This window comes from Chitinophaga solisilvae (assembly GCF_009928525.1).
In the GTDB taxonomy this organism is placed as follows: domain Bacteria; phylum Bacteroidota; class Bacteroidia; order Chitinophagales; family Chitinophagaceae; genus Chitinophaga; species Chitinophaga solisilvae.
The window spans coordinates 266416-287116 of record NZ_JAABOK010000004.1 but is presented as its reverse complement, the minus strand read 5'-3'; the positions used below and the strand labels follow the sequence as shown (position 1 = coordinate 287116).

The 20701-nt window shown below is 49.3% G+C and carries 15 protein-coding genes; 5 read left to right on the top strand and 10 right to left on the bottom strand.

Going from position 1 to position 20701, the window contains the following annotated elements:
* Window positions 1-37 precede the first annotated feature (37 nt).
* From GWG06_RS09895 to GWG06_RS09885, 3 genes are all read right to left on the bottom strand, one after another.
* Entirely contained in the window at window positions 38-3298 is a 3261-nt protein-coding gene (locus GWG06_RS09895) for a cytochrome b5 domain-containing protein (RefSeq protein ID WP_160712934.1), read from the bottom strand.
* Window positions 3299-3456: 158 nt separating this feature from the next.
* The gene (locus tag GWG06_RS09890) at window positions 3457-4197 is read right to left on the bottom strand and encodes a DsbA family protein (RefSeq protein ID WP_160712932.1); all 741 of its coding nucleotides are present in this window, start codon (window positions 4195-4197) and stop codon (window positions 3457-3459) included.
* A 25-nt stretch (window positions 4198-4222) separates the two neighbouring features.
* Window positions 4223-5125, bottom strand: a complete 903-nt coding sequence (locus GWG06_RS09885; protein ID WP_160712930.1) for an SDR family oxidoreductase — start codon at window positions 5123-5125, stop codon at window positions 4223-4225.
* A 137-nt stretch (window positions 5126-5262) separates the two neighbouring features.
* On the opposite strand from GWG06_RS09885, the gene GWG06_RS09880 reads away from it, so the two are divergent.
* Window positions 5263-5583 carry a winged helix-turn-helix transcriptional regulator gene (locus tag GWG06_RS09880; protein ID WP_160712928.1) on the top strand — a complete coding sequence of 107 codons (321 nt, stop codon included), beginning with the start codon at window positions 5263-5265 and terminating at the stop codon, window positions 5581-5583.
* 171 nt (window positions 5584-5754) lie between these two features.
* Here GWG06_RS09880 and GWG06_RS09875 read toward each other — a convergent pair whose 3' ends face one another.
* From GWG06_RS09875 to GWG06_RS09860, 4 genes are all read right to left on the bottom strand, one after another.
* A complete protein-coding gene (locus GWG06_RS09875; RefSeq protein ID WP_160712926.1) occupies window positions 5755-6597 on the bottom strand; it encodes a hypothetical protein in 843 nt (280 codons plus the stop codon).
* 438 nt (window positions 6598-7035) lie between these two features.
* Window positions 7036-7674, bottom strand: a complete 639-nt coding sequence (locus GWG06_RS09870; RefSeq protein WP_202182985.1) for a response regulator — start codon at window positions 7672-7674, stop codon at window positions 7036-7038.
* Window positions 7675-7801: 127 nt separating this feature from the next.
* Entirely contained in the window at window positions 7802-9013 is a 1212-nt protein-coding gene (locus GWG06_RS09865) for a lanthionine synthetase C family protein (RefSeq protein WP_160712924.1), read from the bottom strand.
* Window positions 9014-9175: 162 nt separating this feature from the next.
* A complete protein-coding gene (locus GWG06_RS09860; RefSeq protein ID WP_158631549.1) occupies window positions 9176-9346 on the bottom strand; it encodes a hypothetical protein in 171 nt (56 codons plus the stop codon).
* Window positions 9347-9776: 430 nt separating this feature from the next.
* On the opposite strand from GWG06_RS09860, the gene GWG06_RS09855 reads away from it, so the two are divergent.
* Window positions 9777-12893: a lantibiotic dehydratase gene (locus GWG06_RS09855; RefSeq protein WP_160712922.1), complete on the top strand. Its 3117-nt coding sequence runs from the start codon at window positions 9777-9779 to the stop codon at window positions 12891-12893.
* Window positions 12894-13080: 187 nt separating this feature from the next.
* A complete protein-coding gene (locus GWG06_RS09850; protein ID WP_160712920.1) occupies window positions 13081-13962 on the top strand; it encodes an SDR family oxidoreductase in 882 nt (293 codons plus the stop codon).
* Window positions 13963-14079: 117 nt separating this feature from the next.
* Here GWG06_RS09850 and GWG06_RS09845 read toward each other — a convergent pair whose 3' ends face one another.
* Window positions 14080-15036: a hypothetical protein gene (locus GWG06_RS09845; protein WP_160712918.1), complete on the bottom strand. Its 957-nt coding sequence runs from the start codon at window positions 15034-15036 to the stop codon at window positions 14080-14082.
* A 118-nt stretch (window positions 15037-15154) separates the two neighbouring features.
* Between GWG06_RS09845 and GWG06_RS09840 the strand changes: the two genes are divergently transcribed.
* Window positions 15155-16090 (top strand): hypothetical protein, encoded by a 936-nt coding sequence (locus tag GWG06_RS09840; protein ID WP_160712916.1) that lies wholly within the window; start codon window positions 15155-15157, stop codon window positions 16088-16090.
* Between the two features lie 62 nt (window positions 16091-16152).
* On the top strand, window positions 16153-17085 hold the full coding sequence (locus GWG06_RS09835) for a FliH/SctL family protein (RefSeq protein ID WP_160712914.1): 933 nt from the start codon (window positions 16153-16155) through the stop codon (window positions 17083-17085).
* Window positions 17086-17203: 118 nt separating this feature from the next.
* Here GWG06_RS09835 and GWG06_RS09830 read toward each other — a convergent pair whose 3' ends face one another.
* Both GWG06_RS09830 and GWG06_RS09825 read right to left on the bottom strand, forming a co-directional pair.
* Complete coding sequence (locus GWG06_RS09830; protein WP_160712912.1) at window positions 17204-18181, bottom strand: hypothetical protein; 978 nt, start codon at window positions 18179-18181, stop codon at window positions 17204-17206.
* Window positions 18182-18213: 32 nt separating this feature from the next.
* Window positions 18214-20685 carry a YfhO family protein gene (locus GWG06_RS09825; protein WP_160712910.1) on the bottom strand — a complete coding sequence of 824 codons (2472 nt, stop codon included), beginning with the start codon at window positions 20683-20685 and terminating at the stop codon, window positions 18214-18216.
* Between the last annotated feature and the right edge of the window lie 16 nt (window positions 20686-20701).

Here is a 20701-nt window from a genome sequence, read left to right as displayed (position 1 = left end):
TTCTATGTTATTTCTATAGACTAAGTAGTATATAAGATCAAAAAAAACGGAAACGGCCGTTACGGCTGCTGGTAGCGTTGTTATACTGCCGCAGTTTATCTACGGTATGCTGCAGGATCGTCTGCAGGTTCTGGTCAAACAGCTGATGCAGCTCCGTTTCATAGCCTTCGAAATATTTCAGCCCGGCGCGGAACAGCCGGCGGATATCCAGGATCAGCGCTTTGTCTGCCTGCTCTATCTCCTGCAGCACCTGCAGCAGGGCAGCATCGGCGGTATGCTGATAGGCTTCAAAAACGCCTTCGATAAACGCGGCTTCCTGGCGGCTGCGGGCGCTGATTTCTGCCAGTGCTGCTGTCAGCGGCGTATCGGTGGTATATTGTTCCAGCAGGCTTTCTGTCAGCAACGGAATATACTCTTCATTAAACCGCAGGTGGTTTTCCAGGATCAGCGACCGTTTATAGGCGGTGGGCGATCCGCTGTGATCAGCGCGGGTGGTTTGTTTCCCGGTAAAAGTATAATCTGTATACAGGGTATTCTGCATTTCTGTGCTGAGATGTACGGCAGATAACCACCGGTGGTATTTCACGGCAATTTCTGCTGATTCGAACTGTGGTACTATCACCTCTCCCACATAATACATACTGAGCAGCGACATGATTTCGGGATTATGATGATGCTCTGCCCGCCTGAATTCATGGGTACCGTCCCGTCCGGCGTTATCCAGCACAATCTTCTCTCCGCCGGGGTGTATCTCTTTAAATTCTGTCAGGTCGAATATCTTATTATTCACGATAACCCAATAGCCATACTGGTCGTTATTGCGTTTGATAACATCAGAGATATGATAATGAGTAGGCTGCTGCCCTGCCGGCTCCTGATCCGTGAAAATATCCTGCATGTAACGGTCTGCCGAAAACAGCTCGTAGAAAAGCTCTCTGGCGTCTGCGCCTTCTTTTTCCGCCTGTATTTTGATGATACGGCGTAATGCATCCATCACGGATTTGGCAAAGCCGGCCTTTCCGCATACATAAATGTTGGCCTGCTTACCGCCCCGGTGTTCGGATTTCAGGTATTCGTACAGGCGTTCCTGGTAGGATTCATCTGCCAGCAGCTGTCCGATACGGGCTGGCTGCGCCGGTTCAAACACAAATTGCTTTCCGAGGTGGCTGAGTGTTTTATTGAAGCGCACAGGCTCCCTGGTAACGGCTACGTCTACACGGAATCCCTTTTCAAACACCAGTTCTTCCAGTTCTTCCCGGTATGGCAGGTCTTTCTGTTCCCGGATGCTGAGGAAAAGCCATCCTTTATGGGCGCGGTTTCCGGCGGACAGGTGTTCCCAGAAAGCCTTGAAGGGAGAGATACCGGTACCGCCTGCAAACATAATCACCGGGCGGTCCGGGTGTTCCGGCAACTTAAACCGTAAAGGGCGTACAATGCGGAACGGAATACGGTTGTCTGCCGACACGGGGGCGTCATGCAGATACCCTGAAGCCACGCCGGCAGCAGGTTTGCCATTACGCTGCGCCTTCACCTTACCTACTGTCAGTTCCAGTACTCCTTTTTTATCTGCCAGGTCGCCGGAAGAGATGCTGTAAAGTCTTTCCTTCTCCACTTCCAGCAGATCCGTGAGGAAATGCCCGGATGCAAAAATATCCGTAGCGATACCGTGACCTGTAACGATGTCGATAAAATCCTTCAGGCCGATATGGATATTGGCGCGTTGAATACCCTGCAGGCAGGCATGCAATGCCGCAGGCGGTTCCGCTAACTTCGACGGATACACGCGGTGCAGCTGCGCTGATTGCAGGATGCGCTTCAGGGGCAATTCATCATTGAAAACATGAAAATACTTTGCCGCATGTTCCCGCCAGCGCTCATTGATCTTCACCGGCAGTTCCGGCGGCAGCTGCAGCAGCTGTAACAGTTGCGCCACCTCCTGCTCGTTGTTGGAGGGCAGGATAGCCACACGGTCGCCGGGCCTGTAGCTGACGCCCTTATCGCGGATATCCAGCTGAATGTTCTGTACATCCAGGGAGCCGGCAGGACGGCGGCCGCTGATGGTAGCGAAAGGGCACTTGAGGCTCTTGTCTGCATAGCGTTCCAGGCGGGTGCTCTCCAGTTCATCATCCACCTCTTCCCAGGTACGCTCTTTGAACAGTCCGCTGAAACCGCCGATAGTAACGGAGCGGCCCACTTTAAAAGCCATCTGCAGGTAACCGTAGACTTTACGTTTATGCACACCCAGGAATCCCTGCCGGCCTGCATAGCTCTCCACCAGGGAATAGTAGGCGCCGTGCAGTTCATCGCTGCCGGCTTTCTCCACATAAGCGGATAGAGACACCTGTTCTACTGCTGACAGGAAATTGCGCCAGTGCTCCGGATACCAGCGACGGATGAACAGGGCTTCTTCCCCCAGGATGGTATCGTACCTGGCTCTTTCAATAAAAGTGTCGATCAGGTGAAATATGGGAGATGAAGTACCACTGGGGCCCTGCACCCCTTCCTTCAGGGGTACGGCAAAAGGCGCTACTGTTTTGGCCCAGACGATAGGGTCTACATAGGTACTGCTGCGCGGGTTCGGATTTATTTTGAGAAAAGATTTTTCTGTCAGCGCTTCAATGGTTTCCTGTATACGTTGCAGTCCGGCAATCACGAGTGGTGTATCTTCCATCAGGATGGCATTCTGCACATCTGTTACGGCAGAGATGACGGGAGCTGCTTTCGCGAGGATTTCTGTTTGTGTGAGATAAAAAATTCTTTCTTCATTATTATCTACCGTAGGCACGAGCAGCAGCAGGTTCTCTACTTCTACGGGGCCTTCGGGCTGCTGCAGTTTCCAGTTGTAAACAATAAGATCAATGTAGGAAAGGAAGGGCACCGGTCTTTTGAGGCGGCTGGTAATGAGCTCCCACGGCTGTTGTATGGCAGCAGGGATATTCAGATCTTCTTCTCTTTCGCAGCGTACGTAGGCATGCGCGAACATGCTCATTAATACAGAAGCGCGGCAGAGAAAGGGTTCCGGCAGACTCTCCTCATCGGGGATGAGTACCGGCAATGCCTGAAAAGCCTGTCGTAACGACTGGTTCATATAATGGCGCGGAAGGTCTGCCGCCAGCTCGTCCCATGCGCTGAATTTTTCAGGCAGGCGCAGCAAAGGCGGTTCTTTAGGCATAAAGCCATGACTAAAAGAGAGGAATCCCAGGTTTTCGTGTCCTGCTTCGGCATTCACTTCTTCCGCGCGTATCACTGCATCATACGATGGCGCAGTGACGCGTGTCTGCTGGATATCTGCTTTCATTATTTATCCGGATATTAGGGTTTGGGCATAAAGCAGGCTGTCCATGCTTTACATGAAAAATGTTTAATGATCGGGGTGGTTATCCGTTGGTGGGATTTTCTTGTTGGCATTCCTTACTTACAACACAGCATAGTAAGATAAAATTAACAGTTACTGAATCAGGTGTGACCTGTTACTACCGATGTTTGTTGCAACTGCAACAGTTTCCGTTCAATTTTTGCGATGACCTGGGAAGCAGGTTCAAAGCCTTCATGCAGCATTTCTGTGCCCAGCGGGCTGATGATCAGAGAGGAAGGATAGGCCAGCCGGTACCTGGCAGCGGCGCTGTATTCCTCATGTGTCAGTTGCCGGCTGGCAGCAGATTGCAGCTTTGACAAAAACAGGGGTGGATCAATGTCAAAAGGCCGGATCAGTTCCAGGTAGGTGCTGTCTGCATGAATATCCATTCCGTTATAGAAGAAGGCGGTTTGTACCGCAGCGGCGAACTCGAACACCTTTCCGGGCAGCAGTTCCCGGAACACCGTCACTGCTACGGAAGCCTTCTCAGAGTCGTACGGATATTCCTTTTTCAGCAGCAGTTGCCTGAAATGCGCACCGAATACAGCTCCCGTACGTTCCGTTACATACGGCATGCTTCTGTTGATATGTGCGCTGATAAATTCCATCGGCGTTTGCCGGGTATTGGCAAATATGCCGCCGTTGAGTAAAGTGAACAGGACTTTATCCCGGAATGCCGCACGTATCTGCTGCAGGTGCGCCGAAAAGCCGTAGCACCAGCCGCAGAGCGGATCGTATCCGTAAATGATTTCCACAGTATCAGTGCGCCCGGCGCCTGATGGGGTGAAAGCCTGTTCATGACTGCACATACCGGTTACATCACAGTTCACTTTATTCTCCATAGCTAAGTATTAATAAACCAGATTATTAACCGGCTATAGCGCCGGCGTATTGTTGATTAAGTTGTTCCCAGGGCACATTGGCTACCCATTGGGCAAATGTTAATGGTTCCACGCCAAGCGCTTTCACGGCGTCGTTGTTGTTCACCACAAAGTCTTCCGGTTTATCGCGGAGGTGACGGTAAATATCTGAAATGCTTTTCGCCGTCAGGTCACCGAAGGCGCCTTTGAGGCCGGCTTCAAATTCATCCGGGGTAACGTAAACGTACTGGATGGTTTTGTTGAGCAGGGAAGATAAACCGGCAGTGAGGTCCTGGGCATTCACCGGCGCAGCGCCCACTTCGAAGGTGCGGCCTGCCAGTTCAGGACGCTGGAAGGCGGCCACGGTGTAACGCGCGAGGTCGTACAGGCTGATCCAGGAAACCTGCTGACCGCCGGGTACCGGCACCGGCAGTACGCCCTGCTCAATGATAGCGGGAACAGACCATGGCGCAGCGAGGTTATCAAGATAAATACGCGGATGCAGATAAACCACCGGTAATCCTGATTGCTTCAGTAATTGCTCCGCTTCCAGTTTGGAGTCGAAAGCAACAAAGCCGGAAGGTTGCTCCGGTACCAGGATGCTGCTGTTAAACACGATCAGTTTCAGCGATGCATTTTTTGCTGCTTCAACAAAGTTTTTGGTATATTTGAGCAACAGATCTTTATCAAAAATCAACGGTAATTTGAAGTAAACGCCATCAACACCAGTGAGCGCCTCCCTGAGACTATCAGGATCATCAAAGCTACCCTCAGCCACCTGGTAATCCCCTGATGCGATTTTTGAAGGATCTCTTGTTAACACTTTAACTGAAAAATTTGCCTTTACCAGCTCCTGCGCAACTGCTGTTCCCTGAAGCCCGGTCGCCGTTGTAACTAAGATTGTAGCCATAATATTGAGGTATTAATTTTTAGTTTTTTGTGGTTAATACTGTAAATTTAAATCACAACTAAATACGGGTCAAGAACTTACCAATTGGTACAGTACTTACCAAAAGGTTCAAACCCTACAAAATCAATAGGTTAACTATGGAAATAATTTCTGTAAAAAATTGCCCCATCACGAAAGCCCTTGAAGTACTCGGCGGGAAATGGAAACTGCGCATCATCTATCATATCGTGGAAGACAAGCCGGTGCGTTACGGTGAGCTGCGCCGCTACATACCGGAGATCAGTGAGAAAATGTTACTGCAGGAATTACGCTCCCTGGTAGAAAATAAAATACTGGAGAAGCGGTCTTACCTTGAAAATACCCTGCGCGTTGAATACACCCTGACCAAAAAAGGAAAGGAAGTGCTGCCGCTGATTAAAATGCTGGCACAGATAGGGATGAACTTTCTGGGGGAGTAACCAATTTTCGTATATACGTTTACGTTATTAAATGACAATTTGGCTATTTGAGATTTGGTTATTTAAAATGCAGCGGAGACAAAAACAGAATCATTAGCTTGTTTATCCGCTTTCTGTCTCCGCTGCATTTTAAATAACCAAATCTCAAATAGCCAAATTATAAAATACTCCTTACTGTTTCGCCATCAGGCGTCTCTTCTCTGCTTTGATGGCTCGTTTGGCTTTGCGGTAGTTCCGGTCGAATTCACGGCCGGCCTTATCGGCGGCTTCTCCGTCGGGGTTGCCGGCATCGTGGCCTTTCAGGGCGGCATCTACCGGAAAGAAAACGGATCTGGCCTTGTTGTTCATACGATAGGCTACGTGTCCCAGTTCATGGGCCAGTACTCTGGCAAATGCCTTTCCGGACAGGCTGTTATCGATCGTTATTTCAGGATGCTGAAAGGTAATCATACTATTGGCTTCCGCTTCGGAGATGAGGACCCTTTCCGGCTCCGCCCCGTTGCGTCGTCCGCGGGAATACTGACCATTGGCTTCTGCGCGCAGATCGTTGCTGCGGGTCATATCAATATTGAATTCGCCGGTCAGTTCATGGGTGATGTCTGCTTCTTCAAACCAGGTGATACCATGGTTGGAGAGGGTGGTATTCAGATTTTTGGGAATCAGTTCACCGATGTAGATACGCAACCCTCCCCTGGCGGCAGTAACAGTAGCATAAATGGCGGGGTTGGTCCTTTGAATGAGGGCCAGGGCGTCATTGATCTGCTTTACTTCCAGATGGCTGCCTTCTACCATAAAGGCAGGCATTTCAGCGGCGGCAGTAGCAAAGGACCAAATAGCGGTGGCCTGTATACTGTCAGGTGCGGGAGCAGGGGCTGGCGCAAAGGTAACAGCATCAGTAGTCATGTCCATACTGATATTCGCAGCAAGCGCCTGATAGGGAATACTTATCTGAGCCAGGGCACGGCCATAGCCCAGCATGATGACAAGGGTCGTCACAAGGAGTCTAAGTTGCATACAAATGGCTTTACAGTTTGAGGGAAACTGAATTTAATCACATATCAACATAACTATCATATGCTGACAACAAAACGCATCCTTCATCTTTCCCGCGGTTTGATCTGTCTTATGTTGGCTGATGAAATCCTGTACTATCGTAAAAACAAAAAATCGGGGTCGATGAAGGGCAAAAGTAGGGAATTTCCACTGCAAATACATCGCAGGGTCCTACAGATATTTTTTTCTAAAATATTAAAGCTGCAGTTGTTATGTTATACAACAACTGCAGCCAATAAAAACATCCCTGTTAACCAGCAGCAGTTAATGCCTTCAGCATCTTCGTACAGGCGTAGGCGTTATTGACGTACCGAAACGGCAAACCTATGCCTGTACCAGCTTTACTGATAGTTTTAGCATTAGTGACAGTGTCAAGATTAACAGTGGGCAGAGAGCGGATCAGGTTTGACCAGGCACCAGCAACTGATGGTCAACAGCGCATTTGATCAGCATGGCAGTATTTCGGGCTTTCAGTTTTCCAAGCAGGTTTCTCCGGTGGCTGTCTACTGTATCGCTGCTGATAAACAGTTTTTCAGCTATTTCATGATTGGTATGACCGTTGGCGATGAGCCACAGCACTTCTTTTTCCCTTTTGGTAATGTGCAGCTGGCGTAGCCGGGAATGGCCTTTTTCTTCATTCAGTATTTCTTTCAGTTCGGCAGAAAGATAGGTCTGCCCTGCATGGACCTCGTGGATGGCCCGTAGCAGCTCCTGTTTGTCAGCGTTTTTCATCAGGCATCCGCTGGCGCCGCTGTCCAGCATACCGGCGATGCCGCTGTAATCCTTGTGATAACTCAGCCCCAGGACCATTACGTCGGGGTATAGTTTTTTGATGATATCACACAATGCTGCCCCGCTGATATCGGGCAGCATTGTATCCAGTAAAATAACATCGGCGGAGCCGCGCACCAGGAAATTAAGACAGGAAGCGCCGGTACGGGTTTCCCCGACCAGCTCTATGTCTTTTTCCAGGCTTAGTAATGATCGCAGCCCTTCGAGTATCAACGGATGATCATCGACGAAATATAATCGGATCATGGTTATTCAGGTTTGCTGTAACGATGGAATGCTTGGCATAGCAATCTCGGGTGAACACAATTTAGATTTTCATTTACTTCTCCTGTAATATATAAAAAATTCGGATGCGGAATACAACTAGGTAAGTTTAGGATATCAGCATGCCATTACCCCAGTCAGGTCTGATTCCCGGTTCCATGTAACTGACCAGTGCCAGCCCGATACCGGTAATCCCTTCCAGCATATTATAACTGTCTACCCAATCCGGCATATGATAGAACTGGTATCCAACGGGGCCGGGGCGGTTGCTTAACGCCAGCGTATGCTGTATCCACTGATCTGTAGCCTGGGCCAGCAGCGGATCGCCGGTGGAAGCAGCCCCACGCTGAAAGATATGGGCAATACCCGCACTGCCATGGCAGAGGCAGGCATCGAAAACAGCGCCGTTCTTCAGGTCGCGGTGCTGGGCAATATCGCGCATCATCTGGTGGGCTTCCGTTTTGTAATCATTGCGCTGCAAACGCTCCCCCGCTCCCATCAGCATGGTGGCGATACCCAGGTCGCCGTAGCACCAGCCCAGACGGCTATGCCGGTCACCTGACGGAACATTGGCCGCATCCACGAGTGTCGGGTACCAGGATTCACCACCGCCGCTCTGTGGCTTTTTGGCTGACAGCAACCACTGAATACTGTCATGCGCCAATACCGCAGCGCGTTCCTTCGCAATACCCTTTTCGTACAGCCTGGCCAGCAAGGCAATGATGGAAGGCACGCCATGCGCCAGCCCCAGGTTAAACACTTCCTTACCCGCATATTCGGGCTTGTTGCTCCGGGCAAACTCATCTCTCCAGGAAATACCGGTAGGCAGAATCACCGCCTGCTGCTCCAGGTGCGTTACCATAGGCACCAGGTACTTCTCTGCAATATGAGCCGGCCTGCCGAGGAAATACAACGCTGGTCCGGTACCCTGATGAAGGAAATCCAGCTGCGATTCTTCCAGCGAATTCAGCATAAACTCGCCAACGATATCATCGATGTCTGCAAAAGCATCTACCAGCTCATCTTCTTCAATAAAACCCATATCTATCAGATGCTGGATAGTCCACGCCACCCCTGCAACACCGCTGCAGTGAGAACCGTTGGTAGCTTCCTGCCCCAGCGACTCAATACTTTTCTCTATGATGGCATGCGCCTTATCCAGGTGCTCATCGCTGGAAGTCAGCTGATAATAATAGGCATAGAACAGGGCGCTTCCTGTATAGCCGCCCAGTAATCCTGTATTGGTGTCGTTAACAACAAATTCGTTAAGCGCAGTACTGATCTTGGCTGCCATGGCGGCAGCTTCCTTTTTGTAATCCATACTATTAGCCGTTTATAAACATATAATGGCAAAACATGTACTGCAACAAAGCGTACATGTTTTGCCATGCAATAATAAATGATTTAATACATTTTTACAGCGGCGGGTATACATGCTGCAGACAGGTATGCCAGAACGCGGTATATATGCAGTAAAATCAAATCAGAAGCGGCAGGAATCAACGCTGCATAATGGCGCACCCTGGCTCAGACAGGCAATCGGAAAAGAGTTGCACTGTGCTGATTTCAGCGCTTCAGCAGTAACCGTTTTAGCGCTTAAATCCGCTACCTTGATTTTACCGAGGCTGAGTTTTTTTTCAGTGATCTTTTTCATAAGCTACCTTAATTCTCAGCAGTTGTTAAAAGAAATCGGAGGTGTGCATTTTGCAAACAGGCTGCAACCAGTGTACGTTGGTTTTTTGTCTGCATTAACTTCTTGTTTAACATTGTTCAACTTGGAAACTTTCACTTTGTTGAGCACGAGTTTTTTTTCTGTTGTTTTTCTCATAATACAATTTTTATAGGTTGAAAATAATCTGCTTGTGGTAAGTGACTGTTATATTATAAATGTGGACATTAATAAGGTTTTTTCTCAATTACAGGATCGTTTATAAATGTAAGCAGATTGTTGGAAAATGAAGCTCACGGAAAAGCGTGATTTTTTTTCAAAGTATATGTGATAACTTAGATAATCCCGTAAAAACGGGATACGTCATCGCCAGCTAAACCGTTACCTTCAAACATTTAAAGACGCGCCTGAAGCCATGATCCAGTCAGAAAACTACTACGTTGTAAGAACACCGCTTTTACCAGTCAACATCCACGAACAGTTACGTACCATTACCCCTGCCACGCTCGCCGGAACGATCAAAGAAATATATACAGACAACTACCTGAAAGAAGCTATATATATTGCCTCCCCGGAGTTATACCAGGAACTGCATAAATGGTTACAGGGAACCATCACGCAGGAAAAAGACATCCGCAAACTCGCTTTTTCCCTGTACAGATACCTGTTACGCATGAGCAGCAGATGTACGCCCTACGGCCTTTTCGCCGGATGCGCCACCGGCGCGCCTGCCGATCATACCGCTATATTACTGCAGCCTCCTGAAGCGCATAAAAAACATGCACGCCTCGACATGAACTATGTAGCGGAACTGGCTGCCGCCATCACCGGCATACCTGAAATAAAAGCCCAGCTGCTGTTCTATCCCAACAACTCCCTCTACGAAACAGGCAGCAGATACCGTTATGCCGCCTACGCGGTAAAGAACAAATTCCGTAACTACTACCTCACCGCCGTGAACCGCAGCGCATACCTCGACTGTATGCTGGAAACAGCCAGAAACGGGGCAACGCTGACGGATATACGTAATAGTATTATGGAGATAGATGAAGATATCACGGAAGAAGAAGCCGCAGAATTTACGGAAGAACTGGTCAGCAACCAGCTGCTGGTAAGTGAACTGGAACCCACCGTCACCGGAGAAGAATTCTTCAGCAATCTCCTGCGCCGCCTGCAACAGCTGCAACATACCGAAGCCTTCACCACACCACTCAGCCGCATACAACAGCTACTCAGCGAACAGCAGACAGGCACGGAAAAATATTACGCCATTCATGAGCTGGTGAAAGCCATACTCAACGCTACCAGCAACAAAGACCTGGTACAGACGGACCTGTTCCTCGCCACCACCGAAAACACGCTCAGTACCCAACTCATCAATGATATCACCACACAGGTATCCGCGCTGTGGAAGCTGGCCAGGGTTAACCCCAACAGCGACCTGCAGGACTTCATCACCGCCTTCAGCACCCGCTACGAAGAACAGGAAATCCCACTCAACCTGGCCCTCGATACGGAAGCCGGTATCGGCTATGGCAGTCATACCAACAGCAGCAGCGATCACACGCCACTACTGGACGACATCTACCCTACCCCCGGCGGCAGAGCGCAGGGCCCTCCCCGCAGTAAAATGATGGAATTCCAGCTACAGCAGCTACATGAATGCCTGCGCCAGCGTAAAAAAGAAATTGTGCTCACAGAACAGCACCTGGAAGAACTGAAAGAACAGGAGGCTCCTACCCTCCCCTACAGCATGTACCTCATGGGCAGCATCCTGGGAAGCAGCGCAGCTGCTATCGACGCCGGCGACTACCTCTTTGATATGAACGGCTGCTCCGGCCCCTCTTCCGCCAACCTGCTGGGCAGGTTCTGCCATGGCGATGAACGGCTGCAGCAACTTGTAAAGGAAAGCCTCGCTGCAGAAGAAGCGCAGGAACCGGAAAAAATCTACGCTGAAATCATTCACCTGCCGGAATCACGTACAGGTAATATCCTCATGCGCCCGCGGCTACGCAGCCACGAAATAGTATATCTCGCCAACACACAGGCCCCTGCCAATTTTCAACTGCCGGCAGACGATCTGATGGTGAGCGTACAACGCGGCAAGATTATGTTGCGCTCCCGCCGCCTCAACAAAATAATAGTGCCGCGTATGAGCACCGCCCACAACTACCGCAACGGGCTCCCTATCTATAAATTCCTGTGCGACCTGCAATACCAGGGCTACCAGGCCGGCATCAGCTGGCAATGGCAAACGGACGACTCCTTCCTGCCCCGCGTACGCTACGGTAAACTGCTGCTCAGCAAAAGCACCTGGAAGCTGCGTAAAAAAGATTATCCCGCACTGGAAAAGTCTTCCCCTGAAACATTTGCCGGCATATTCGCAGGTATCAGGGAACAACTGGAACTTCCCCGCCACGTGGTTATCGTGGAGGGCGACAATGAGCTGCTGATCGATATGGAATGCCCTGCTGCCATACAACTGCTGGCAGACAACCTGCTTAAAAAAGATCAGCTCACCCTGCAGGAGTTCCTGTCCACAGCAGAAAACTGCTGGATAGAGAGCGCTGCCGGCAGACATACCAACGAATTTATCTTCCCCCTCCATACCACGGTTCCTGCAACGGCCATCCCTTCCGCCGACCTGACGGAAGCTCCGGAAATGCCCGTCCGCCAGTTCTTTACCGGCAGCGAATGGCTATACGTAAAAATTTACTGCGGCACCCGCAGCGCAGAGTCCATTCTCCGCGAAGTGATACGTCCGCTGGCCCAAACCCTGCAGGAAGAAGGTATTACAGACAGCTGGTTCTTCATCCGCTATACTGACCCTGAACATCATCTGCGGGTCCGCTTCCATCACGGAGCGCATCCCCTGTTCTGGCAGGAGGTACTGAACAGATTGTATCAGGCCATGCAGGAATTTCAGGACAAAGATGCCGTATACCGCATACAGACAGATACCTACCAGCGTGAAATAGAACGCTACGGCGCCGCCACCATGGCGCTCAGCGAAGAAATATTCTGTTTTGACAGCGAAGCGGTGGTCAATATCATTGATCTGCTGGAAGAAGAGGAAGGGGAAAACTACCGCTGGCCGCTGGCAGTAAGAGGAGTAGACGAGCTCCTTAACGACTTCGGCTATACGCTGCGGGAAAAATCACTCCTGCTGCAACAGCTGCAGAAAGGATTCTATGAGGAATTTGGCGGAGGTAAACAGCTCCTCGTGCAGCTTAACGACAAATACCGGCAGGAAATGCGCAAGGTAGGCAGCTTCCTGGACCCGGCACAGGACGCAGACAACGGCATCGGTGAAGCGACCGCCTTCTTTGGCATCCGCTCCGAAAAGATAGCAGCAGCCCTTGCCCAGCACGGCCCGCTCCCCAACCGCTACGACCTGCTCCCCAGCTACATCCACATGTTCCTGAACCGCACCCTGCTGTCCAACCAGCGCAAACACGAACTGGTCATCTACCACTTCCTCTCCAGATACTACGAATCCAGTCTGGCCAAACAGAAAAAACTAACCACGTAAATATTTTATTATTAGGTTATTTGAGATTTTGCAGCTAATCCTTATTTCACTTATACTTTCAGGTACAAGAGAAATAAGGATTAGCTGCAAAATCTCAAATAATAAAATAATAAAATATCCGGCTTTCGTTTTCTTACAAGGAGGACGGGGACAACGGGGATAATTTTGGGTCATAAAATTATTCTTTATGACTACAGCATCTAACAACAGCAATAGCAGCATTTTAATTACCGGGGCAACAGGTAATATCGGTAGTATACTGGCAGGCAGACTGGCCGCACAGGGCGTACCTTTCAGGGCACTGGTGAGGTCATCCGACAATGCAGAAAAAATTGCCGGTCTTCCCGGTGCGGAGCTGGTTACCGGCGATCTGGCGGACAAAGCGTCTGTCCTTGCAGCCTTGCAGGGGATCACACATGCCTTCCTGCTGACCAATTCTTCCGCACAGGCAGAGGAGCTGCAACTGAATTTTGTAGCGGCCGCAAAAGAGGCAGGAGTACAACATATTGTAAAACTCTCCCAGCTGGCAGCGGACAAACAATCGCCGGTACGCTTCCTGCGGTATCATGCAGCGGTGGAAGAAGCAATTATCAATTCCGGCATAGCCTACACTTTTCTGCGTCCGAATCTTTTTATGCAGGGCTTCCTCAGCTTCAGGGATATGATACTCAATAAAAATATGTTCATTGCCGCTATCGGCAACGCTCCCGTGAGCGTAATCGATATAAGGGATATTGCTGACGTAGCCCTCGCTGCCCTGACGCAGCCCGGCCATGAAAATAAAACCTACACACTTACCGGCCCCGCAGCGCTGACACATGCACAGATAGCAGACATACTTTCGGCCAGCACCGGCAAACGGATAAAGTTCGTGGACATCACCCCTGAAGAAATGCAACAGGCCGTACTTTCCGTAGGCTTCCCCTCCTGGCAGGCAGCAGGGCTCATCGAAGACTACGCCCACTACGCCCGCCACGAAGCCGCCTTCATCACCGGCACCGTAGCCGCCATAACAGGCACGCCTGCACGTAACTTCGAAGACTTCGCGCAGGAATACTTTACTATTTGATTATTTGGTTATTTGAGATTTTGTAGCCAATCCTTGCGTCCCTTTCACTTGCAGGTACAAGAGAAACAAGGATTGGCTACAAAATCTCAAATAACTAAATAATTAAATCTCCAATAATTACTGCGACAGCTTTTGCAGCACGGTTTCCAATTTTGCTTCCAGCTCATTATTGCGTTGGTGTTCCCGGAGCAGGTAGAGGGTCAGTTCTTCGACTTTTTTAAGCAACTGTTTATTCATTTCTCCGAGATCATGACCATTTGCGGCTATTTCAGTAGCGGAAGGAATATCTGGCAAGTGTTTCTTTTCCTTGATATAGGCTGCCAGATCAGTAAGGTCAGGAAGCGGGTAGTTGTCGGAGAAGACATAGTCAGGCCACTCTGAGGCATTCATAGTTACTTTTACTTTCTGTGCGGTAACTACGCCGGCTACCGCCAGCTTTGACTGCGGATTGGCGGTGCCGATGCCCACGTTGCCATCCATGGTCGCCTTGATGGCAACGGAAGCAGAATTAGGCATCACGGTATTTCCCACATACAACGCCCAGTCATTTGTCATCGGCATTAATTTGTTGATGGCAACATCATTACCACGTACATCCAGGGCAGTCCAGGCAATATTGCGGTTAATTGCGTGCACTTTGATTTCTACGATGATACCACTCTCCTGAACACCGTGTGTGGCTATAGCCCTTACACGCAGGCGGGGATTGCCATACGCCGCATTTGCATCTATTGTAAAATTATGAAGCCCCGCTGCTATGTATCCATTGCTGTTAATACGCCCTGCTTCCCGCCACAAATCCGGAGCGGCATGAGGTATGCTGACAAGATAAGTAGCAGCAGCAGCAGCAATATTTCCACGTGTATAGGAAATGGAAATTTCATAGTACCCGGAAGCCCAGGCGCTGATGGGACCACACTTGACAAATTCTGCATAATCCCCCACTTTAAATCCGGCAGGAAAACTAACACTGGCATAAAAATCTTCTTCTCCTCCCGGAGGCATGGCAGACGCGGATCGCGGATACATCAATAACAGGAACGCAAAGGCCAGTAAAGAAAGTAATCTTCTCATGAGTATAGGTTTAATTTATTAAATAGATGTGTAAACTATATTTGCAGCTGTTAATAACAAAGAAACCATCTTATTACATCATCGCAAAATTTGACGGAAGTCAAAAACATTTTTTACTATGCGTACCCTGTATCTGTTTGTAGCACTGCTCTTTTCCAGCTTTTCCATGCATGCCCAGGTAACCGGCTCATTTGTTGTCGGCGGAGATGCCGACAAATTTTACCCGGTAGCCTTTACCGACTGTGGCTGGAATAGTAACATCGCCACTGAATTGCACATAGGCAGATCTCTTGTGCACAATCCTCCTAAAAACTGGGAAGGATCTATCATTGCCAAATTCCGTTTTCACGTAACAGGCTGGGGAAGTGCTTCCAATTTTATTGATGCGGATATAAAGCAATACCCCAATACGAAAGGCACTCCGCTGGTAGGAGGATGGCGTGATGTCACCTATGGCAACGCATCCGCACGTATAATCATCTACCTGCGCGGCGGCGCCCTTCCTTACTATTATACTGCCAGTTGTACGGTGACTCCTGTAGTGTATGATACTCAGCCTTATATTGAAGACAACAACGGCACTCCCATTACCCGTGGTCCGCTGACCGCCGTGGAAGCTGGTGTAAACGGAGAAGGACTTGCTTTTCAGAAAAGCGTTTACTTTAACAGCAGTGCGCCCAGTTACTTCTACGGCAGTGTCGGAATAGGTGTATTCCCGCAAAAGCAACCCGAGTTAAAGCTGGCAGTATCCGGCACCATTGGCGCAAAGAAAGTGAAAGTCACCGATCAGGGTTGGGCTGATTATGTCTTCAAATCAGACTATACTTTACCTTCTCTCTCTGAAGTAGAAGCTTTCATCAAAACCAACTATCACCTGCCAGGCATCCCTTCTGAAAAAGAAATTGCGGAAAAAGGACTGGACCTCGGCAACATGCAGCAGCAACAAATGCAGAAGATAGAGGAATTAATGCTTTACATCATCTCCCTGAATAAAAAACTGGAACAACAGGAAAAACTAATTGAAAAGCTGACCAGGAAATGCGATGTTAATTAAAAGAACCTTTTTTCAACATCATCACAAAATCTGCCAACGAAAAGCAAAAAACATTTTTTAATATGCGTACCCTATACCTGTTTGCATTACTGCTTACTTTCAGCTTTTCTCTCCATGCCCAGTCAAGCGGCTCATTTGTTGTAGGAGGAGATGCAAGCAAATTTTATCCGGTGGCCTTTACTGACTGCGGCTGGGGAAGTAACATAGCTACTGAACTGAACCTGGGCAGATCCAATGTGCACAATCCGCCTAAATACTGGGAAGGTTCTATCATTGCCAGATTCCGCTATCACGTAACGGCATGGGGTAATGCCTCCCACTTTATTGATGCGGACATAAAACAATTCCCGAATACGGCCGGTACTCCGCTGGTAGGAGGTTGGCGTGATGTAACTGCCGCCAACGGTTCTTCCCGCATCATTATCTTCCTCCGTGGCGGTAGTCTTCCCTACTACTATAGTGCCAATGGCCCTGTAAATCCCGCTGTATTCGACACACAACCCTATATACAGGATCACGATGGTACCTCCTATACACATAATCCACTGACCGCCCCGGAACCATATGTTAACGGCGATGGCCTTTCCTTTCAGAAAAGCGCCTACTTTACCAGCACTACCCCCAGCTATTTCAACGGTAATGTTGGTATAGGCATATATCCGCAAAAGCAGCCTGAATTCAAGCTCGCTGTATCCGGCACTATCGGCGCGAAGAAAGTGAAAGTCACCGATCAGGGCTGGGCTGATTATGTCTTCAAATCAGACTATACTTTACCTTCACTATCTGAAGTAGAAGCTTTCATCAAAACCAACTATCACCTGCCAGGCATCCCTTCTGAAAAAGAAATTGCGGAAAAAGGACTGGACCTCGGCAACATGCAGCAGCAACAAATGCAGAAGATAGAGGAATTAATGCTTTACATCATTTCACTGAATAAAAAGCTGGAGCAGCAAAGGGTGGAGATGGAAGAGATGAAGAAACTTCTGATGAAGTAATTACGAATTACGAATTGCGAATTACGAATGAGGAGCGAAGATGTAAGCGGAGATTAATTTCTCTTTATCCGCTTACATCTTCGCTCCTCATTCGTAATTCGCAATTCGTAATTCGCAATTACTTCACCAGAAGTTTCTTCACCTGTGCTTCCAGCTCATTATTCCTTTTGTGTTCTTCAATAAGGTATAACGTTAGTTCTTCGATTTTTTTCAGTAAAAGAGCATTCATTTCTGCTACATCTATTCCTTTGGCAGCTACTTCTGTGGCGGCAGGAATTTCAGGAAGATGTTTGTGCTCCTTGATATAGCGGTCCAGTGCAGCGAGGGAAGGACGCTGATAACTGTTCTCAAATACATAGTCCGGCCAAGAAGCCATGGCCTTTACTCTCATCCTTTCGGCAATGATGGCGCCTCCTACTGCCAGTTTATATCCTTTCGTATCGGTAGTGCCGATACCGATATTACCTGATGCATCTGCAGATATAAATTGCCCGAATACCGGCTGCGTACTTTTGAACACGGTCGTTTCTGTAACATCGGTTGCAGCTACCAGCCTCGGCTTTTCTCCGTTCAGCTGATTCCACCAATGCCCGGAAAAACTGATTAAGCAGGAAGAAATCAGGATTTCTGAAATCTTAACTGCAGCATAAGGTACGCCCTGGTATTTCACACTGTAGATTTTCAGGAACCTGCTGTAATCATTTTGCGGCACCAGCGTGAGGGAAATATTATTGTTATAGGCCCGCTGCATGGAAATCCTGTATTCTCCGTTAAAATTGTAAGAGGTGGCAGTACCGCGGGACATATATAACGTGCCGCTCAGCCCCGCCACCGGATGACCGGTTCCGGCATCTGCCAGTGGCATTAATAATAAGTACTGATCCGGTTGCCCGGCGGTTACATCATTGCTCCATCCTATAACATACGGCGCTACAAATACTCTTCCGGGTCTGCCTTCGGCAATGCCGCCGCTAACATCCAGTGCGGAAAAAGGTGTTTCCACAGCTTTAAGGCCAATGCCGACAGGACCATCCCATTTCTGTGCCTTTAAAGCGAAAGGCATCAGGGATAAACAAACAAATAAAAACTTTTTCATCTTCAGTATAGGTTTTATTTAAATCAACAGTTTTATTTACGCCATATAGCGCCCGCCACAAATCCCGCCAGTACCAGCACCATCAGTACCCAGGAGGTAGCCAGAGATATCTGCTGTCCCAGGAAATAGGTATCCGGATGAAAGATAAATGTTATCTCATGCTTTCCGGCAGGAATTTTCAGTCCGCGCAAGGCATAGTTCACGCGGATAATAGCGGTTTCCTTTCCGTCAATAAAGGCTTTCCAGCCTGCAGGATAATAAATATCCGAGAAGACAGCAAAGCCATCTGCGGCGTTTTGTGAGGTATAGGTCAGCTGATGAATATCATAATGTGTCAGGATAATACGGGCGGCGCTGTCTCTCACCGGGATGAAACTGCCGAGTTGCTGTTTAAAGCGCTGGTCAATTACCGCCGTATCAGCAGGGTTAAAATGATCCAGTGCGCGCATTTCAGCATTTGCGTCCGGCGCCCACCTGATGCCTTTTACAAACCAGGCATTGCCCAGGGCGTCCGGGTTGAGCCTGGCCACCGGTGTTTTCTGCACAGTATCCGTTACAATGAAATATTTTGTATTCAGCATATTGAATACTGCCTGGTTGTTCCTGCTCAGCTGGTGTTCTATCAGATCCTGGTAGATCCATAATTTAGCCGGGCTTTGTCCGCCTATTGACTTATGATAGTAAGAAGTATTCGCATCCAGGAAAGGGCTCACGGTAGTATTCAGCACCCGGTAGTAAAGGGATTTATCCTGCAGGATCTGTTTATCTGCCGGGGTTGGTGCATTATAGTTATCTATCAGTGACGCCGCTACGAAATCATCATTGCTCATATAGATTTTATCTACCTGGTAAAGATCTGCCAGCGATAATACCGCCAGTGCGATAACACATACGGTGGCTTTGATTTTATCTTTCAGCAGCAGCCAGCATAGTCCGAAGGCGAGTGAAACCAGCGCCAGCGCCCGTATACCATCTTTTATCAGGAGGGCGCTGCGGTCTTTTCTCAGGGCGTGCATGATACTGTCTGCTGCCTCGCGGCTCCCCAAAATGCGTTGGTAGCTGCCGGCGTAAAACATATCATTCGGGCTGCTGAAAGTATACACTGCCGCACCGAGGAAGGCCAGTGCGATAATCAGGCCGGCTGTTACGGCGAAAGCCTTCTTCAGCTGCTCCAGTAAAAATATTTTCCGGTCGGCGGTAGTCAGCAGGGTCTGTAACGCCCAGCAGGCGAGGAACACGAAGGTTATCTGTGGTATCGCCAGGATCATGGTAGGCGAGCGGAATTTATTATACAGGGGAAGATGATAGAAAATAAAATTGTTGACCGCCGGCAGGTTGGCCCCCCAGCTGAGGATAACGGCCAGTATGGTAACACCCAGCAGCCACCATTTGTACCAGTGTTGTACTATCAGTAACGCCAGTACGAAAAGGAAACAGATGATAGCGCCAACATAAACGGGGCCGGCGGTATTGGGCTGTGCAGCCCAGTAGAGGGGCCAGCTCTTTTGTGTGGCCCAGGTGGCGGCCTTTTCCGGCGGAATGCCTGCTTTTACCAGCGCGGCATAGGTATGCGAGCCGGATGGCAGCTGGCGGGAGCTGGCCCCTCCGGCCAGTTCCGGGAGTAACAGGGTGAATGTTTCCCGCGGGCCGTAGCTCCACTGAAAAGCATATCCTACATCCAGTCCGGAGGTCTGCTGCCCTGACTTTTTATTTCCCAGCGTTAGTTCCGACTGGCTGCCCCGCATGGTATAGCGGGTATATTCTTTCATAATCAGCAGGTTGTCCATGGCAGGTAATACTGCAATAATACCTGCAAACAGCAATACCAGGGAGGCTTTGAAAAAAGCTGGCAGGCGATGTTCCCGCCAGGCAACCAGGAACGTACCCAGCCCCAGGAAAGCAACCATGATTAAGCCGTAATAAGCAATCTGCACATGGTTGTTATACACCAGCAGGGCGGCGGCCAGCGCTGTCAACGCTCCGCCGGTAAGCAGCTTACCCCGGTAGGTAAGAATAATACCTGCCAGCACCGGCGCCAGCCACGCCATACTCAATACCTTGGTGATATGCCCTACTTCCATACTGACGATGGAGAAGGTGGCAAAGCCATAAGCTACAGCGCCCAGAATGCGTATCCAGTACTTAAAGTCCATCACGCTGAGCAGGATATACATGCCCAGCATCATCACAAACAACATATCTGCCGGGTTGGGCAGGAAGAGCGTGGAGATGCGGTTTAGCCAGTACACCCTGTTGGTGGTGGGTCCGGTATAGATCACGTAGGTGGGCATACCGCCAAACATATTATTGGACCACAGCGGCGCATTACCGGTGGTCTTGTAGTAGTCCACCGCTTCCTTTTCCATGCCTTTCACATGCATCATGTCCGACTGAAACAGCTGCCTGCCTTCCAGCACAGGGCTGCAAAAAACAAGTGCCAGCGACACAAAGAGGATAACTGCTCCGAGATGATACAGCAGGGATTTCTGCCAGGATTGTTGCATGAGATACGACGATAAT

Bases quoted from the DNA above. Each gene is read 5' to 3' on its own strand.
- GWG06_RS09895 (WP_160712934.1), bottom strand. From the start codon at position 3,298: ATGAAAGCAGATATCCAGCAGACACGCGTCACTGCGCCATCGTATGAT.
- GWG06_RS09890 (WP_160712932.1), bottom strand. From the start codon at position 4,197: ATGGAGAATAAAGTGAACTGTGATGTAACCGGTATGTGCAGTCATGAA.
- GWG06_RS09885 (WP_160712930.1), bottom strand. From the start codon at position 5,125: ATGGCTACAATCTTAGTTACAACGGCGACCGGGCTTCAGGGAACAGCA.
- GWG06_RS09880 (WP_160712928.1), top strand. From the start codon at position 5,263: ATGGAAATAATTTCTGTAAAAAATTGCCCCATCACGAAAGCCCTTGAA.
- GWG06_RS09875 (WP_160712926.1), bottom strand. From the start codon at position 6,597: ATGCAACTTAGACTCCTTGTGACGACCCTTGTCATCATGCTGGGCTAT.
- GWG06_RS09870 (WP_202182985.1), bottom strand. From the start codon at position 7,674: ATGATCCGATTATATTTCGTCGATGATCATCCGTTGATACTCGAAGGG.
- GWG06_RS09865 (WP_160712924.1), bottom strand. From the start codon at position 9,013: ATGGATTACAAAAAGGAAGCTGCCGCCATGGCAGCCAAGATCAGTACT.
- GWG06_RS09860 (WP_158631549.1), bottom strand. From the start codon at position 9,346: ATGAAAAAGATCACTGAAAAAAAACTCAGCCTCGGTAAAATCAAGGTA.
- GWG06_RS09855 (WP_160712922.1), top strand. From the start codon at position 9,777: ATGATCCAGTCAGAAAACTACTACGTTGTAAGAACACCGCTTTTACCA.
- GWG06_RS09850 (WP_160712920.1), top strand. From the start codon at position 13,081: ATGACTACAGCATCTAACAACAGCAATAGCAGCATTTTAATTACCGGG.
- GWG06_RS09845 (WP_160712918.1), bottom strand. From the start codon at position 15,036: ATGAGAAGATTACTTTCTTTACTGGCCTTTGCGTTCCTGTTATTGATG.
- GWG06_RS09840 (WP_160712916.1), top strand. From the start codon at position 15,155: ATGCGTACCCTGTATCTGTTTGTAGCACTGCTCTTTTCCAGCTTTTCC.
- GWG06_RS09835 (WP_160712914.1), top strand. From the start codon at position 16,153: ATGCGTACCCTATACCTGTTTGCATTACTGCTTACTTTCAGCTTTTCT.
- GWG06_RS09830 (WP_160712912.1), bottom strand. From the start codon at position 18,181: ATGAAAAAGTTTTTATTTGTTTGTTTATCCCTGATGCCTTTCGCTTTA.
- GWG06_RS09825 (WP_160712910.1), bottom strand. From the start codon at position 20,685: ATGCAACAATCCTGGCAGAAATCCCTGCTGTATCATCTCGGAGCAGTT.